Origin of the sequence: Saccharothrix xinjiangensis (assembly GCF_039527585.1) — a bacterium.
In the GTDB taxonomy this organism is placed as follows: domain Bacteria; phylum Actinomycetota; class Actinomycetes; order Mycobacteriales; family Pseudonocardiaceae; genus Actinosynnema; species Actinosynnema xinjiangensis.
In genome coordinates this window covers 51152-67602 of record NZ_BAAAKE010000029.1, presented here as the reverse complement: position 1 = coordinate 67602, position 16451 = coordinate 51152, and the positions used below count along the sequence as shown (strand labels likewise).

Genomic DNA, 16451 nt, shown 5'->3' with positions numbered 1-16451 from the left:
CGGATCCGGGTAGCACCCGCCTCGTACTGCGTCAATCGGCCACCACAGTGGCGGCTGCCACGAACTTCCAATGCAAAATAAGGCGGCGACCGGACCGAACCGACGGCGTTTCTTGATCACGACGCTATTCCGGGTGAACGGGATATGCACAGTTCAGACACCCGGCACTCCCCACCAGCAGGCTCATGGGCGCATCCGACCGGAGGCCGCTGCGCGGCCTGCTTGAACAAAGGAACCCCTACGGTAGCCGCCAAATTGCGGACAGGTACGCCTCGGGTTGCACCGAAGCCGCCATGAGAGTGTTCGGAAACTCCGCGCGACGAGGAGTCGCACACGGCGGAGCTGCACTCACGAGTGCCAGGATCTGACGCTCTCCGGGACTGTGTCAGCACAGATGTGCGAACGCCTGGTCACTCCCCGCTTGGGATGTAACCAGTCGGCGAGACAACCCGAAGACAACATGCCGGTCCCACGGCGACCATCTCTGTCTGACCACACGCCGGGAAAGGGTGTCCGCTGCCGGACCCGACCAGTGTGTATACCGCCCGAACCTCGGTGTGCGTCGTCCAGCGTGCTCTGTCGGGGGTGGGGTGTCCAGCAGAAAACGCTGGACACCCCACCCCCGACACAGCCCCAGGCGAACGCATCACCGCGCCAGGCCGGACCTCCACACCCCTGGACGCAATACCAAACCCGTCACCGAGACCGTCGCCGTCCTGCCCTGGCCCTACTTGGCTCGTCCAGTCTGCGCCGACGATCTGATCGACGGCACAGCCACGACGTCCTGCTGCGCGACGTCGCGTCACCGGCACGGTTCAGGTACCGACCCGTCTGGAGCCGTGCTCACCGGAGGCATGAGCGAAGTCGAACACGCCACCTGTGTCACACCGAGACCGAGCGAAAGAAACGACCATGTCACCTCCATCCCTGATCGGTGCACTCGACGCCGACGGCGAGACCTACACCGCCCGACCGTGCAACAGGGCCGGCGACCCCGTGGTCCAGGTGCCCGAGTTGGGCAAGGCCCTACACGGCTACCACCACGGGGACGTCGAGCTCCTGGTGGCGGCGATCCTGCGCCACGACTGGGAGTCGATCAACCCGTGGTCGGCGGGCCACTGTCTGGACACCGGACTGCGCACGCTGGGCACCGCCGAGGACGTCGAGCCCCACCGCGGCGTCGGCTACCACCTCGCCGAGTCGGCCCTCCACCCGGTCACCGGCCGTCTGTCCGACCGCCCCGACCCGCGCCACCGGTGGCTCTACCTCTTCAACGCCGGGATGCTGCGCGTCTACCGCAACCAGGACGACCACCGGTGGGCACCGACATACGCCGTCGCCACCGCCGATCTCGACCGCCCCGTCGACCTCGCCGGCCCTGGCGTCGTGGACACGGACACGGGATAGCCCCTGCGCTCGCCCCTGGTGCCACCTCCCCGCCTGAGTGGAAGGTGGGTGGAGCGCGCCGCCGGCCCGGTGTGCGCCGCCCAGCGTGCTCTGCCGGGGGTGGGCGCGTCCAGCAAAAAGCGCCGGACGCCCCCCACCTCCGGCAGAGCCTCGCGGCGGGCGCACCACCGGACCGGCGCCACGGCCGCCCGACCATGACACCGTTTTCCTTTTCACGCCAACAGATTTCCGTAGTCACCTCAGGGCAGCGCCATGCCCGCAACACCCGGAACGAGGCCATCACGATGACCACCACCCCCGACACCGCCGACACCGCCGACACCGACGCCCCCGGCTCGGACACGGTGTCCGACCAGGACGGCACCGACAGCCGGACCGCCTACCCCTACATCCTGCCCGGTGTCGACCCGCGGACGCTGCGGGCGCAGGGCAACAGCCGCGAGGTCGGCGACATCCGCCAGACCCGACCCGAGCTGGTGGCCTCGATCGCCGAACACGGCATGGACCCGAAAATCTCGATCATCAACGTCGCACCGGACCCCGACGGTGTCCTGCGGGTGCTCGTGGGACACCACCGCACCGCCGCCGCGGTCGCGGTCAAGGAACAGGAGAACCCCGACCTCACCGTCGACGTGCTGGTGCACGCGCCCGGCACCCGCCTGGACGTGCTGGTGGCCCAGGGCCTGGAGAACATGCAGCGCGTGGGCTACACCACGGTCGAGGAGGCGGGCCTGTTCGAACAGCTCGCCCTCGAAGGGCTGGACGTGGAGACGATCGCCCAGAAGTTGGTCGTGCCCGACGAGCACGTCCAGGCAGGTCTGACCGTCGCCGCCAGTGCCCGCACCCGGGCCGCCGGCAAGACCCTGCCCACCGCCGACCTGTTCCTGCTGTCCCAGTTGGCCGAGTTCGGTGACGACGAGGACGCCCACCGGACGCTGGTCGACGTCCTGGCCCACCGCCCCCACCAGTTCCAGTGGACGCTCGACCGGCTACGCGACGAGCGGAAACAACAGGATCTGCTGGCCCGGGAGACGCAGCGGTTCACCGACCTGGGCTACGCACTCGTCGACGACGAGGACGACCTGCCCGACGGGGCCGAACGCCTGGACGGGCTGTGCGCCGTCGACGACGACGTCCCGCTGGACCCCGCCGGGCACGCCGACTGCCCGGGACGCGCGGTCTCGGTATGGGTCGACCGCGACCTGGAGGTCGAAGTCCTCCACTTCTGCCGCGACTACACCGCACACGGCCACCGCACCCTGGCCTCGGTGCGCATCGCCCAGACCCAGGAGCGGCTGCGCGCCGAGGGCGTGCCGATCGTCGACCCGGACACCGAGGGCGTGATCCACCTGTCCCAGCTGCTCGCCCACGAGCAGGCCAGGGACCCCCTCACCGCCGAGGACCACGCCGGCTGCCCCGGCCACGCCGCCTACGTCATCGACGTCCCGTTCCGGTCGACCACGGACATCGGCTACGTCTGCACCGACTACCGCGCACACGGCCACGTCCGGCGCTTCGCGTCGACGGCGCAGCCCGAGCCCGAGCGCGACGCCGCCTACCAAGCCGGTGAACGCAAGCGCGCGAGCACGAACAACAAGCTGTGGCGCAACGCCAAGATCGACCGCCGCAAGTGGCTGACCCAGTACTTCACCGGCTGGCGCAAGCGCAAGGCCTCCGAACTGCCGACACGCCTGCAGCACTGGCTCGCGCTCGCCCCGGTCCTGGCCTACGACCACCTCGCCGAGGCCGCGCACGCACACGCCCACGCCTGCGCCCTGCTCAAGCTCGCCGAACCCCAGGACCACCACCGCACCAACAACCCGATCGCGGTGCTCCTGCGACGCAAGACCACCACCGACACCCAGGCCATCCTCATCCGCCTGGCCCAGGTCATCGGCGCCTGCGAGGCGCACTGGAACGCCAAGTACACCGACAACGCCGACGCCAGCTGGCGCTCCCCCAGCGACGACACCCGCTTCTACCTCGAACTGCTCCAGGCCCTGGGCTACCCGCTCTCCCACGTCGAGCAGCTGGTCAACAACCCCGCCCTCGACCACGAGAAGTGGCCCCACCTCACCCCCGCCGACGAACAGACGAGCGACGAGCCGGCGGCCGACCAGCCTCCGGCGTGACCGCCGCTGCCGATGCCAGGCCTGGGTCGCGCCGGAAATCGGCGCGACCCAGGACCTGTTCGCCCATGCCTCCACCGTGGCGGTCGCGACCACGGCGCAGACGACGAAGGAGGAAGCCGTGCCCGATGACCAGTCCATGACCGGGCCCGACATCATCACCTCGATCCGCAGCACCGACCCGCGTGTCGATGTCGTGATCGCCGCGTTCGTCGCCCAGCGCCTGGGTTGGACCCTCGACGACCCGGTCGACCAGGTCACCCCGCTGGTGTTGGACAGCATGGCCCGCGGTGGCTACGTCGTGGGCGCCCAACGGCTGCTCGACCGCCTCGACAGCCTCACCGCACGCGCGTGGATCGCCGACCACGGCGAGGACGCCCACCTCGCGGTGATAACCCGCCTCGACGACCGCGTCCGCCGCCTGACCCACCAGCTCCACCAGGCCCGCGCCGCCCTGCGGGACCACGCCGCCAGCGCGGACACCGGCCACGGGCCGACCGGTCCGTCCTGATCCACCGCCCCTGTGCACCACAACGTTGTTCTCCAGAGGAAGTCATGTCCAGCTACTCGCGTGCGCTGATCACCACTCCGAGCGAGTTGGCGGCCACCATCCCGCACCTGCTCGGCTACTACCCCTCCACGGGCTCCCTCGTCATGATCACCATGACGAGCCGGACACCCACCAGGATCGGCGTGGTCGTACGAGCCGACCTGCCCGCCGACGACGACCAGGCGATGCTGGTGGACCACTTGCTCGGTATCGCAACCGACAACCGGGCCGCAGCCGCGTTCCTGGTCGTCGTCGACCGGCCCGACACCGGGCAGCCGCCGCGACCGCTCCCCGCCAGGAGGCTGCTCACTCTGCTGACCACGACCCCGACCGGCCACGGGATCCCGGTCAAGTACCGGATGTGGGTGGCCGAGCTGTCACCCGGTGCGCGGTGGTGCTCCTACGACGACGCCGACGACCACGGCACCATGCCCGACCCGGCCTCCAGCGTGCTTGCGGTCGAGCGGGTCCTGCTCGGCGCGGTGACCCACGGCAGCCGGGAACAGATCGCCGAGATCCTCGGACCCGACGTGCCGTCCGAGGTTCTCGATCGGCGGGCCGGGATGCTCGCGGCCGCTCCCACCGCCCCGCCGAACCCGGACGCGATCGACTCGGTCATCCGCAACGCGGAGACCGGCGTGCTGCCCGCGACGGACGAGGAAGTCGTCCTGCTCGCCACCACGCTGGCCACGCCAGCGACACGCGACCGGTGGCTCAAGCGGTGCGTCGGCGACCACCCTGCCGCGGTCGAACGCCTGGCTCTGGCCCTGGTCCGCGGACTGCCGGGCCGGTGGCGGGCGCATGCCGAATCCGTCTACGCCTTCGCGGTCTACCTGCGCGGCGACGGTGTGCTCGCCCGTCTCGCCGCCGCCGATGCCTTGCGCGCCTACCCGGGACACAACCTCGCCGTCCTGATCCTCAATGCCCTGCAGACGGGCATGCATCCCGACCGGCTCCGCCGCGTCGTCGAAGCGGCCTTCCTGGCCTGACCCCGGCACCACCACCTCCTGCACGGCCGTCGCCCCCTCCCACCCCCTCGACCCCGCCGACCTCGTCCTGGCCAACGGCCGCCACGTCCGCGCGCCCGCGACGATCACGGACCGGGTCCGCGGCATCGACACCGACGGTGATCTGCTCGTCCCACGACCGTGGTGAACATGCTGCGACGTCGGTGCGAGGAGCTTGCCGAGTGCCACCCCGGCTTCCGCACGACCCGTTTCACTTCGCATGATTTTCGGAGATTGTTCGCGACGGAGCCTGTGAACAACGGACTGCCGATCCACATCGACGCAGCCCTGCTCGACCATTCGCATCTTCAGACCACACGGGGCTACATCGCAGTGTTCGACGAGGATGTCGTCCGCCACTACCAAGATTTCCTTGGTCGATTCCGCAGCGGCCGCCCTGATGACGAGCACCGGGACGTCACCGAACAAGAATGGGTCGAGTTTGAGAAGCACTTCGACAAGTGCAAGGTTGAATTGGATGGCTGCACGCGACCCTACGAAACCCCCTTGCCAGCACGAGCATTCTTGTTTGACTACCCGACCTCGCCGTAAACCCGAAAATGCCGCCATTCCTCAACGAGATCGAGGACGACCTACTAGCTCGCCGCGCTCGGGCCGACCGCAAGAATTGGCTTGGCAAGGGCGAGGGCATCGACCTTACGCTCCAGATCCTCCGCACCAAGCGCATAGAGACCCAACGCCTTACCCGCATTGCCCTGGTCGACATCGACCTGCCCTCTTTCAAGAACCGGTGATCGGACGCACAAGACAGCAGGCCCAGCCTTCCCTGCGGTGGCTGAGCCTGCCGTCTTGTAAAGAAAGCCACGAATTTGCCTTGAGGCGCATCTCCAATCGCTAGCCCAACTCCAGGGCAGTGATGATCACGATGGCCAGCGTTACAGTTCCGCCGAAGGCGATACCACCATGCCGGATCGCGACGGCCAGGTGGGCACCGCTGACTCGGGACAAGATGCCGGAGAATACTCCGACAACTACACCGATCAGCATAGCCAGGGCAATCAGGAGGACTTTAACGACCGTATGGTTGTCCATCATTCTCTCAGCTTCCTTGTCCTGAGGTCAGGCGCCGTGACTGGCGCCTGACCTCAGGATCCTCATCTACTACCCTGCAAGTCCCGACAACATCGCGGGGTTCTAACCTGAGTACATGCCACGGACTGGGCCGAGCCACGCTGATCAGGCGCTTGTTGCAGCGCTGGCCACTCGAGGGGTGTTGGTCACTCCGACCCAACTGGAGCGATGGCGCGCAGGCGGCTACTTGCCGCGCAACAGCCGACACGGACTCGGGCGCGGCGCTGGCTCGCGATCCGAGACCGCTCCAGGCTTGATCGACTATGTGGAGGCACTGGAGTCTCAGACAAGCCGAGGTCGCTCCATGCATCGGGCGATACTGGCCTTATTCATGGCGGGCGCACTCCAACCGACGGACTACCCAGTCAACGATCCCCTGATGAAGACATACAAAGCTGCCGTCCGTGCTGCCTTTCAGAAGGAGATCGACGAAGGCGACCAAGCAAGGGACCAGATTTCTTCGATTGTCGAAAACCCCACTAACAATCCGGAGGATGCAGCGGACGACGCCTTTGCGCAGGCCGCTGCGGCCGTCAAGCACCGTCTCTCCCGAAACAGGGTCCACCTGGAGCACCTGACCGCCCATCTAGGGGGATTCAAGCCACGCAACCGTGACGAACTGCGGAGTGAGCACGAGCAGGCCCTGCTAAGCGCTGTCGGACTCAGGCCGCCCGAATGGGATCGCTCGGATGGAGAGCGCGACTTCGAGGAAATTTGGCATAACGGTCACGTCCCACTCGACGCACGGATCTTCGCCCAGCGGCCATGCGACACTTGTGCATCGCGAACTACGAGCATGCCTACTTCCCGAGTCGGGCAGCGCGAGATCCTGAACTCTGCATGCTTCTGTCAACTCAACAGGGCGCGCGCTATTGGCGGCGCTGTCAGCATGCTAATTGCCAACGTGCGTGATTTGGTGCTCCAGAACCCAGACGACCAGTTCCTTCAATCCATCGTGAATATTTGTTCGAACACCGCATTACGCTTCTTACTCAGGGAACCAAGGAAGGTAGCTCCCAGCCGGCCAGAATCCATCGTCCCGTCGACTTTGTTCTTCCTGCATGACTGTCGGTGGCTCCGGTCGGGAGCTGCCTTGCTGACCCAGATAGCGCTATTGCGCCTGTCCGATGCCAACGTGCACGCCTCGATCCCAGCCTTTGTCGCGCGTGCCATGAGCGAGGCTATGCGACGTGGACGCCTGCTGCGATCGGACGGTGGAGTGGAGTTGCTCCTTGCGCTTGATGGCACCGTGCACGCAGCGGAACTACTGAAGTTGTCCGAACAGCATCACAGATAAGCCATCTGGCTTGACAAGTGCAGAGAAGGAACCGCCACCACCGCAACAGCTCGTTGCCGTATGAGCGCAACATCAACTCCGACGCTCTACCAGCCTGCAACTCGGCGAAGTACTCCATCACCAGCCTAACCGCCACGCCCTCGGCGTCGAGCAACCGGTACGGCTCCCACTCCTCAGCGGTCTCGACCAATCGCCCCACCACAGGCAGTACCAAGGCGGCCAGGTTCTGCCGATCATCGGAATCACGCATGGCGGCGGAAACTAACAGAAACCTCTTCTGAGCTGCAAGAACACATCCTTTAGTTCAGTCAGCATGGCCCTGACCTCCTGCTGCCACGCCGACGGCAAAGGCGCCGGATCGAGCACCGGGGTGGTGTGCCGCCGCTGTCTGCGCGAGGTCGACCCGAAGTACAGCGGTCCCGGCGAACTGCACGTCGCAGTCGCACACTCCCGCCGCGGCGGGCTGAGGCCGCTGCTTACCCGCCGCCGACTGGCGCACCGTCGACGATGCTGTGCACGCCCTGGGTCAGGCCACCGCGCCGGTCACCGGTCTGAGCGAGCGGACGTGGCGCGACGGCATCACCGCCACCCCTCGGCCTGGTCCGTTCCGCCGAGGTGGTGCTGCTGTCCCCTGCCGGGCACTTCGTCGTCTTCCGCTCCCGCGTGCACCGCAACCGTCCGCTGCGCTGGTACGTGGTGCATGTGGCGACCGGGGGCGCACCTGACCCGGCTGGACGTCTTCCGCCTGGAGGACAGCACGGCACCGAAGGGAGCCGAGTTGGACCTGTCCCGGAACGCGATCCTGGACTACGTCGACGCCATCGAGCGACTCACTCACCCACAACACCGATAGCGGCGCCGATGACCCGGGACAGGCCCGTCACCGACACGGGGAAGGGTTGCGGGAGTTGCACCGCGCAGCGGTGCTGCACGCCATGGCCGCCGACCCGGTGCACGAGGCCACGAGCGCAGTCGTGCAGGAGGTGGTGGTCGGTCTGCTGGACGGGCCGCTGCCACCGGTGCACGACCGCAACCCGTCCCCGGCCGCCGAGCACCTACACCTGTTGCTGCTCCAACTCAACGGCGGCCGCCGCCGACACCGCACCGACCCTCGCCCACCGGAGATCCGCCACAGCGATGTCCGCACCGCCGAAGTGGTGATCCTTGCCGCGCTGGCCGCCTTCGGCGGCCGGCCGCGCCGGGCAGTGGACGCGCTGCGCACACACGCCGCGCTGCTGCACCGGGAACAGGGCCTCTACACGCCGGTCGAGCGGGTGACGTCGCTGCTGCACGGCGCGCTGCTGATCGCCGAGCTGTTCTCCCCCGCCGCCACCGAACGCCAGCTGCTGCGCCACGTCACCACTGGGCAGGTCATCGCCTTCTGCTACCCGCACTCCGCGGTCCTCGACCACCCCGTCGAGCGCGTGGTGCAGGTGACCGGCCCGGTGCAATACCTCGAGCTCGGCCTGGGCAACAGCGACGAGCAGTTCGCCATCCCGATCGCCGACCTCACCACGCGTCACCCGACACCGGCCCTTCTGCTGGTCCGGCCCCGCAAGCCCTTGCAGCTGCACACGCTCGACAACACCCCGTCGAGCCACACCCTCTCGGTGTCCGACACGGCGGTGGACCGCTGGGCAATCCTGCCCGCCGACGCCGCGAGCCTGGAGCACCGGGCGCTGGCCGCACGGGTCCGCACGGCGTCCCGGCGCGCCGACCAAGCCTTCGACCTGGCCTTCCCCACGACGACGACCAGCTGAGCACCAGGTGAGGCTTCGCCGCAACAGCCCCCTCGAATCCGGCGCCGGATCACCGCCTATCAGGGCTCCGCACACGACCTTCGACCCCGAGCAAACGCACCACCTCCAACCGATCACGCCGTGGGCGGGTGGCACCGCCGAACTCCACGGCCGTGCCGCTCTCCCAGGCCCCCACCCACATCCGACCGAGTACCAGGAGTCGCACGATGATGTCCGCCAGCCGCCAGTCGGGCGACGGCCCGATCCTGTCCGCCCTCGATGCCGTCGGCGAGACCTTGGAATTCCCCCGCAACCACGTGATCTTCACCCAAGGCGAGCCGGGCGACCGGCTCTACGTCATCCGGTCCGGCAAGGTCAAGATCAGCCGCGCCACGTCCGACGGCCGGGAACACCTGCTGGCCCTGCTCGGCCCGTCGGACCTGTTCGGCGAGGTCTCGCTCTACGACCAGGGCCCGCGCGCCTCCACCGCCACCACGGTGACCCAGGTGCACGCGCTGAGCGTCGACCGCACCGCGCTCCGAGAGTGGATCGGCCGGCGGCCGGAGTTGGCCGACGAGTTGCTGCGCCTGCTGGCGCGCAGACTGCGCCGGACCAACTCGATGCTGACCGAGGTGACCCTCAACGACGTACCCGGCCGGCTGGCCCAGGCGCTGTTGCAGTTCGCACTGCGGTTCGGCAGCCAGGAAGGCCGCCTGCTGCGGGTCACCCACGACCTGACCCAGCAGGAGCTCGCCCAGCTGATCGGAGCCTCACGCGAAACGGTGAACAAGACACTGGCCGACTTCGTCCAGCGCGGCTGGCTGCTCCTGGAGGGCAGGAGCGTCCTGATTCTCGACCCGGAAAGCCTGGCGCGCCGGGCGCGCTGACTGAACCCTCACACGGCTGCGGCCCGCCGGCCGGCCCGCCAGATCTGCTCCCGGTCACGTGCACGCCTGCACAGCACGGATGCAGCCATGGCAGGGGTGTCGCCGGAAAGGTGCTCGACCGATTCACGCAACACCGCGGCCGCTCCCGTCCACGGTTGCGCGCATCGGGGCGCCCGATCATCCCCCACCCCAATGCTCTGGGACGTACCCGAACGACGTCACTCTGGGGAGTTTGTCATGTGCACCGTTCACACCGTGTCCTACGCGACCTGACCTGCCAGGTATCCACCGCCACCGACGGCGACGGGCCGCCCACGATCCTGCTCACCGACGCAAACAGCCGCGACCAACGTGACCGGGTGCACGCGGTCCTGGCCAACTCCGGCCAGCTCAATCGGCATCTGCGCATCGAGGTGCGCCCGAGGCTGCCGCTGTGGCCGTCGCGGCCCTCTGCGCCGTCCTGAGGGTTCCCGCGCGGCGGCTGGTCCGCACCGCGGTGCTCGGCGCGGTCGGCCTGGACGGCAGCCTGCGCCCACCCGCGGCGTGCTGCCCGCCGTGCGGGCCTGCGGGCCGTGCGCGCACGGCCCGCAGCAGGTCATCATGCCCGCGGATGCCCTGGACCAGGCAGTGCTCGTCGACGGTGTCGAGGTGCTCGACCCGCACACGCTGGCAGAGGCGGCCGACTGGGTGCGCGGCGAGGACACTGCCCTGCACCGGCCCGGCGTGCCCGCCGGGTTCACCGCCGAGATCCCGCAGCCGCCGTGGCGGACGCTGACCGACCCGGTGCTGCGCGCCGTGGAAGCCGCCGCCAACGGCGGGCACCATCTGCTGCTCGACGCCGCCGAGGGCGCGGGCACCCTGCCGGTCGCGCAGTGGCTGCACCAGCTCCTGCCCGACCTCACCCCCGACCAGCAGCTCCAGCTCGCCGCAGTCCAGTCGCTGACCGGTCTGCGAGAGGACGACGCGATCCTGACTTGCTACCGGAAAACAACACTGCCGGCCGGACTCACAGCGTCACCGGGGGCAGGAAAGTTGCGAGTGTTCCGCTCCGGGCAGCGCGGGCGCACGCTGGCCGACTCCGGTGTCCGCGTCAAACCGCGCGAGCCCGCGCCGCTGCACCCTCCCTCCGGTCGGGTGGCGGCCCGTGCTCGCCCCGGCGGTTTGACCCGGCCCCCTGCGCCAGCCCAGCGGCAAGCGCCCCGCCCGGAGCGGAACACCACCTCTGAATCTGCGGAGCACGGCCGACTCATGCCGATTCCCGGCCCGCACCGGGATCTCACGAAAGGACATCGCATGCACGAACCCGACGGTCCGGACATCATCGACCGCATCGACGACCTCACCGCGGACACCGCCAGCTGGACCGCCTCCGGCGAGCACACCCTCCCATCGTGGGCAGTATCCGCGGAAGGCGCCACGACCGCGATCGAGCTGGGTATGGACGGAGTCGGACGGGTCGACATCAGCCTGACCGACCCCGACGGCGACATCGCCCGCCTGGTCGGCGATCCCCACGTCGACCGGATCACCCACCTGCGCCGGGTGCAGATGTGGATCGGCGGCGACAGCGTCGCCACCAGCCCAGTCAACACCGGGGCGACCCGGTTCCTGCGCCGACTGTTCACCGACGTCCGCGATGGCCACTACGTCGCCACTGACGAGGAGCACGACCACGTCCGGGCCCTGCTCGACAAGCCCGACAGCATTCCGGTGGTCCACGGCCCCTGTCTGGTCACCGGCGTCGGACCCGACGGCGGCGCGGCTGCGCTGGACGAGAACTTCCACGACTGGTTCACCAACCTGCTCGACGACATCGCCCACAGGCGCCAGGCACTCGTCGCCGCCGTCGTGAACGCACTCGGCATCCCGCCGGAGCTGATCGACCACGTCGTCCTGATTCCTCTGGACTGAACCGGCACACCCGTCCGGACCCCGCCTCGTTCGGCACGGCCACCACCCGGATGCCCTACCGAACGGGGCGGCACCACCCGATGACAACCAACCGCAGGTCCCCCACAGGCGGCGCCGGCCGGTACTGCCTGTGGGGGACCTGCCAACTTATCTTCCAGGAGGACCCCCGCATGTCCGCATGGGTTGTTTCCAGCGGCCACATCGACGTTCTCGTCCACGCACTGGCGCAGTACGGCGTCGTCGCTCCCGACCTGGGCGCCGACGGGTTCCGTGAGCTGGGCCAGAGGCTGTGGCACGAAAACCACACGTCGATCAACCACCGTTACCACGAGGACACCCCCCACGCCGCGCTACCGGCTGCGCACCACCGAGGCCACCCTCGACCCGATCGTGGTGCTCAAAGCGGTGGCGTACTTCCACTACCAGAGCTGCGAGCACCCGGGCTGGCACGACAGCGAGGCCCACGAACTGATGTCCGCGCTGCGCACCGCGATTCTGGACCGGCACCCCGACTTCGGTGAGCGGGTGGCGGGACCGTTCGGTGAAACCCACCGCTACGCCACCCTTCCTTCCTACCACCGCGCCCCCTGGGGCATCGAACAGTTGGAACAGGCCGTCTCCGTGCCTGCCTGACCGATCCGCGGAAGCACACCCGCGAACGTCGGCACCCGCTTCGCTTGGTGGGACACCCGCACAGTGCGCCGGCACCGGACCGGGGTCACGTTGGTCGGCACGGCTTGGCCCCACACTCCGGTCATCGACGCCACCCGAGCCCGCCCCACCGGGCGGGGCGGACCCCCGGTGACCACCACCCGAAGATCCCCACGGAAGTCTCTGTCGGCGCCCACTTCGCGCACCTCCCATCCGCGCGTCGCGCGCAAGCGCGCATCGACCATCCTCCCTGCCCTGCCAGGGCCTCATCCCTGCGATCCCGATCGGAGACCCATGATGACCAGCGTCAACCGTCGGTTCACCGAACCGGACCGGCCTCCCGCCCTGACTGCCCCGACGAAGGACGCCGGCGCGGCGGTGCCCGTGTCGTCGTCGGACGTCGGCACCCCGCTTTCGACGAACTCGCCGCCGCTTACACCGCCACGGCGACCGGCGCACGCTCGGCGGCACCGGCCGTCAAGGTCGGAGGGTCGATACCCGGGCCGCGCGCCGGTTCGACCGACACCGCGGCCGACCTCGCGTCCCCCGCCGCGGTGCTGGGCCTGTTCACACGGATCAAGCAAGTCGAGGCCGATGACGGCAGTTGGAGCGCAGGCGACACCGTCGACGTGCTCTCCCTGTGGTTCGCCGAGTTCGGCATCGACGTCGACGCCGACGTGGTGGCCGCCGCCCGGTCGCTGCGCACGCCCGCCCGGCTCGCCTCCACACTCACCGCTCCGACGGCGGACGAACCCGGCCTGATCGTCCACGTCCGCACCGACAACAGCCGCCCTGTGGCCGACGCCCACCCCTATCTGGTCGCGCTGGTCCGCGGCCTCGGTGGGCAGAGCAGCGCCATGGTGTTCGACACGACCGGCGACCAGATCGCCCACGTCGTCCACCCCGCCGACTGAGCCGCCTCCGGTGGCTCCATCGGTGCCCCCACCCGTTTCCATCCCGTGACCGCCCGACTCTGCCCAGCACCGACGGTCACATCGTGCCGCCTGCAAGGAGCCCGTCATGGCCCGCGTTCCCCTGCCCGATCCGCGTCCGGACATCGACCCTGCCCAGGTCGGTGCCTCGGTCGGTATCACCGCCGCCACCGGCGCGGACTACCGGTTCACCGACGCCTACGGCGTCACCTACACCGGCACCGCCGCGCACCTGGCGCTGTCCGCCCTGGCCCGCTGCGACCTCACCAGCGGGATCTACCCCGACCAGCCCGCCGTCGCCGTCGGCATCCGCGCCGCCGCCCGCACCCTGATCGACTGGATCACCAGCCCGCACACCGATCCGGAGCACGCGGCCGAGTTCGCCGCGCTGTCGCCGCTGCGGGTGTGCGAGCTGGTGGTCTACCTGTGTCTGCACGGCGACGCCGACGTGCTGTGCCAAGTCGGACCGGCCTCGCTGCGCCACTACACCGACCACCTGCTGCACGACCCGGTGCCCAACGCCGAACACCCGCTGCCCCGGCTGGTCGACGGACCCCACCGGTCGCTTCACGGCCCCGGCGCCAGGCCGGGCACGCGACTCCAGGTCACCGCCACCGCGGGCGACGAGGCCGACGAGGTCGCCGTGCCGATGCGCATCCACGCCAGCGAGGACGTCCACTGGCGGTTCACCGCGGCGATTCCGGTACCCGCCGACAGGCTCAACGAGTTGCTGCTCAACCCGGACTACCTCACCGGCGGCTACCTCTCCGACAACCGCGAGCTGATCGACGACTACCTGGCGTGCGTGGCCGGCGACACCAGCGAGGGCCTTCACGTCATCGGCAGGTTGGCCGACCCCACGGCGGTCGTGCTCGATACCGCACCCGCCCGTCCCACCAGGGTGAACCTGTTCTTCATCGGCCCCGACCGCGACACTGCCCTGGAAACCGCCCCGTTCGGCAGCCGCGGCCTCGCCGAGCGGTTCGCCGAGGCCGGCGACCGGATCTTCAGCGTCGGAATCGAGGTCGACCCCGACACCGTACGCGCCCTGCCCTGATCCCGTCTCCTCGGTCCGGGCTTCCTGTCCTGGACGGCCGGGACGGTGTCTTTCGTCCGCCTGGTCGACCTCGCCTTGACCTGTGACAGATGCAGTGACCGCTGCCAAGCAGCACGCCCACCAGGTGGCCCGCGTCGCCGCGGACTTCCCCATCGGCATCGTCGTCGAACGCAGCGGCATCCACATCCGAACGCGACGGCGCCGCATCCTCCGCGAACGCCCCTGATCCGGCCGCTGCTCTCGGTGAGGCAGCCGGGTCAGGGCCGGTAGCAGGTGCAGGAAGGCCGGCAGCGCCGACCGACGGCGAGCGGACTCAAGGCCACATGCTGCTCGCGGCAGCTGCATCTGCCCGCCGGCGACACCACCTTCCACCAGCACCACACGCGAAGGACTGGCGCATCACCCTGTCAAGGGCGGGCCGCACCGTCACCAGACGCGATCACCCCAACCCAGCACACCCTGGCACGTCCGCGGTCTGGGTGACACCGGGCTTCCCACCTGGCGAGGACGGCAGCATCCCGTGGCAACCCGGTGTTGGCCACGAGGGGCATGGAGCCGGGCTCGTGCCCTGTCCGGTGGGGCGGACGCACTCTGCGCCCGCGTCGGGCCGGGGGCAAGCCGCGGAAAAGATGCGGCTTGCCCCCTTACCCCGCCGCGGACGCCATCCGAGTGCGCCCCACCGGACGGGGCCCGGCCCCCGACACAAGGGCACCGGTTGTCGTCCGATCAGGCAACGAAGAAGACCGTCACCGGGGATGCTCCCCGCCGGTCATTCGTGCCCGATCGGGCAGTCGTCCACCCTCCCGGTCATCGCGACATCGATCCGGGTTCGAGCACCCAGCGGGAAGACCGTCATGCGTTGGAAGAACTCTCAAGGACTTTTCATCGACACCATCCGCTGCGCCGGTCGTCGCCGGCCAGCGCTGCACGGCAGTATCGGACCGCGATCGGACCGCCGCCCCACCTCCGTCTACGGCCGGTGCCCGCACTGCCGTCAGGTCCGTCCCGTCGACCCCAGGGGCAGGCTGGTCGGCCATGACGAGCCGTTGCGACTGATCGTGCAGCCGCAGGTGGTCGGCGGGGACGCCTGGAACGCCTACGGCGGCCGATGGCACCCCGCCGAGCTGGCCTCCGTCCCGGCCCGGATCGGGGCCGAATTCGCGTGGCAGGACGAGGGCCGCGTCTTCATGACCTTCTACGGCGGCAACGGTCATCGCCCCGTCACCGACGCCCTGCCCGGCTGGGCCCGCCAGTGGTTGTCGGTCCACCTGCGGTTCGTCGAACAGTGGACCGGCCAGCGCGACATCATCGACCTGATCCCCGCGTCACAGGCATACCGGCTGCCGATGTTCGCCGCGTTGGCGGTGTAGCGCATGTCGACACCACACCTGCCCGGTACGCCGGATCCGGATCTACTCGCGATCGTCCAGACGCTGGTGGCCACGATGTTCGGCGACGACGCCGACCCGGAGCTCCTGGACCCGGACCAGTTCACGTGGGTCGAACGCAACGGCCACCCGGTGATCACCATCCGCAGTTCCGACCGCGGCGTCATCCTGACCAAGTTCCACCCCCCGCACTGCGCCTTCGTCACCGGCGCCGACAGCGCCGAGTGCGACTGCGACTGACCCGCCGGACCGGGCCGGCCATCCCACCTCAAAGCAATCCCGGTCAAGGCCGCCGTCCCCCGTGTCGGTGAATCGACGGCGACCTACCGACGCGATGGTAGGGGCGCAAGTCCGCGAACAGGACGGCTTGTCCCCTGCCGCCGCCACGACCCACCAGGCGCACC

Annotated in this window: 17 protein-coding genes; 16 read left to right on the top strand and 1 reads right to left on the bottom strand. The window is 69.1% G+C overall.

Annotation, left to right across the window (positions count from 1 at the left end):
- The first annotated feature begins 912 nt into the window (after positions 1-912).
- From ABD223_RS36605 to ABD223_RS36580, 6 genes are all read left to right on the top strand, one after another.
- Entirely contained in the window at positions 913-1407 is a 495-nt protein-coding gene (locus ABD223_RS36605; RefSeq protein WP_344041590.1) for a hypothetical protein, read from the top strand.
- Between the two features lie 284 nt (positions 1408-1691).
- On the top strand, positions 1692-3539 hold the full coding sequence (locus ABD223_RS36600; protein ID WP_344041588.1) for a ParB/RepB/Spo0J family partition protein: 1848 nt from the start codon (positions 1692-1694) through the stop codon (positions 3537-3539).
- 118 nt (positions 3540-3657) lie between these two features.
- Positions 3658-4047, top strand: coding sequence for a hypothetical protein (locus ABD223_RS36595; protein ID WP_344041586.1), 390 nt, complete (start codon positions 3658-3660; stop codon positions 4045-4047).
- Between the two features lie 44 nt (positions 4048-4091).
- Positions 4092-5075: a DUF4192 domain-containing protein gene (locus ABD223_RS36590; protein ID WP_344041584.1), complete on the top strand. Its 984-nt coding sequence runs from the start codon at positions 4092-4094 to the stop codon at positions 5073-5075.
- 168 nt (positions 5076-5243) lie between these two features.
- Complete coding sequence (locus ABD223_RS36585; protein WP_344041582.1) at positions 5244-5645, top strand: tyrosine-type recombinase/integrase; 402 nt, start codon at positions 5244-5246, stop codon at positions 5643-5645.
- Positions 5646-5653: 8 nt separating this feature from the next.
- On the top strand, positions 5654-5848 hold the full coding sequence (locus ABD223_RS36580; protein ID WP_344041580.1) for a recombinase: 195 nt from the start codon (positions 5654-5656) through the stop codon (positions 5846-5848).
- Between the two features lie 100 nt (positions 5849-5948).
- On the opposite strand, the gene ABD223_RS36575 is transcribed toward ABD223_RS36580, so the two are convergent.
- Positions 5949-6149 (bottom strand): hypothetical protein, encoded by a 201-nt coding sequence (locus ABD223_RS36575; protein WP_344041578.1) that lies wholly within the window; start codon positions 6147-6149, stop codon positions 5949-5951.
- 289 nt (positions 6150-6438) lie between these two features.
- Between ABD223_RS36575 and ABD223_RS36570 the strand changes: the two genes are divergently transcribed.
- The 10 genes from ABD223_RS36570 to ABD223_RS36525 all read left to right on the top strand — a co-directional run bounded on the left by ABD223_RS36570 (position 6439) and on the right by ABD223_RS36525 (position 16287).
- Complete coding sequence (locus tag ABD223_RS36570; RefSeq protein ID WP_344041576.1) at positions 6439-7482, top strand: hypothetical protein; 1044 nt, start codon at positions 6439-6441, stop codon at positions 7480-7482.
- A gap of 908 nt (positions 7483-8390) precedes the next feature.
- Positions 8391-9242 (top strand): hypothetical protein, encoded by an 852-nt coding sequence (locus ABD223_RS36565; RefSeq protein WP_344041574.1) that lies wholly within the window; start codon positions 8391-8393, stop codon positions 9240-9242.
- A 206-nt stretch (positions 9243-9448) separates the two neighbouring features.
- Positions 9449-10108, top strand: coding sequence for a Crp/Fnr family transcriptional regulator (locus ABD223_RS36560; RefSeq protein WP_380646199.1), 660 nt, complete (start codon positions 9449-9451; stop codon positions 10106-10108).
- A 723-nt stretch (positions 10109-10831) separates the two neighbouring features.
- Entirely contained in the window at positions 10832-12019 is a 1188-nt protein-coding gene (locus tag ABD223_RS36555; RefSeq protein ID WP_344041572.1) for an ATP-binding protein, read from the top strand.
- 270 nt (positions 12020-12289) lie between these two features.
- Positions 12290-12652 (top strand): hypothetical protein, encoded by a 363-nt coding sequence (locus ABD223_RS36550; protein ID WP_344041570.1) that lies wholly within the window; start codon positions 12290-12292, stop codon positions 12650-12652.
- A gap of 572 nt (positions 12653-13224) precedes the next feature.
- A complete protein-coding gene (locus ABD223_RS36545; protein ID WP_344041568.1) occupies positions 13225-13584 on the top strand; it encodes a hypothetical protein in 360 nt (119 codons plus the stop codon).
- A gap of 106 nt (positions 13585-13690) precedes the next feature.
- On the top strand, positions 13691-14659 hold the full coding sequence (locus tag ABD223_RS36540) for a hypothetical protein (protein ID WP_344041566.1): 969 nt from the start codon (positions 13691-13693) through the stop codon (positions 14657-14659).
- Between the two features lie 82 nt (positions 14660-14741).
- On the top strand, positions 14742-14885 hold the full coding sequence (locus tag ABD223_RS36535) for a hypothetical protein (protein ID WP_344041564.1): 144 nt from the start codon (positions 14742-14744) through the stop codon (positions 14883-14885).
- 820 nt (positions 14886-15705) lie between these two features.
- Positions 15706-16029 carry a hypothetical protein gene (locus ABD223_RS36530; protein ID WP_344041562.1) on the top strand — a complete coding sequence of 108 codons (324 nt, stop codon included), beginning with the start codon at positions 15706-15708 and terminating at the stop codon, positions 16027-16029.
- 3 nt (positions 16030-16032) lie between these two features.
- Positions 16033-16287 carry a hypothetical protein gene (locus tag ABD223_RS36525; protein WP_344041560.1) on the top strand — a complete coding sequence of 85 codons (255 nt, stop codon included), beginning with the start codon at positions 16033-16035 and terminating at the stop codon, positions 16285-16287.
- The last annotated feature ends 164 nt before the right edge of the window (positions 16288-16451 follow it).

Coding starts and splice junctions, on each gene's coding strand:
- ABD223_RS36600 (WP_344041588.1), top strand. CDS start 1,692: ATGACCACCACCCCCGACACCGCCGACACCGCCGACACCGACGCCCCC.
- ABD223_RS36580 (WP_344041580.1), top strand. CDS start 5,654: ATGCCGCCATTCCTCAACGAGATCGAGGACGACCTACTAGCTCGCCGC.
- ABD223_RS36585 (WP_344041582.1), top strand. CDS start 5,244: ATGCTGCGACGTCGGTGCGAGGAGCTTGCCGAGTGCCACCCCGGCTTC.
- ABD223_RS36590 (WP_344041584.1), top strand. CDS start 4,092: ATGTCCAGCTACTCGCGTGCGCTGATCACCACTCCGAGCGAGTTGGCG.
- ABD223_RS36605 (WP_344041590.1), top strand. CDS start 913: ATGTCACCTCCATCCCTGATCGGTGCACTCGACGCCGACGGCGAGACC.
- ABD223_RS36525 (WP_344041560.1), top strand. CDS start 16,033: ATGTCGACACCACACCTGCCCGGTACGCCGGATCCGGATCTACTCGCG.
- ABD223_RS36575 (WP_344041578.1), bottom strand. CDS start 6,149: ATGATGGACAACCATACGGTCGTTAAAGTCCTCCTGATTGCCCTGGCT.
- ABD223_RS36560 (WP_380646199.1), top strand. CDS start 9,449: ATGATGTCCGCCAGCCGCCAGTCGGGCGACGGCCCGATCCTGTCCGCC.
- ABD223_RS36540 (WP_344041566.1), top strand. CDS start 13,691: ATGGCCCGCGTTCCCCTGCCCGATCCGCGTCCGGACATCGACCCTGCC.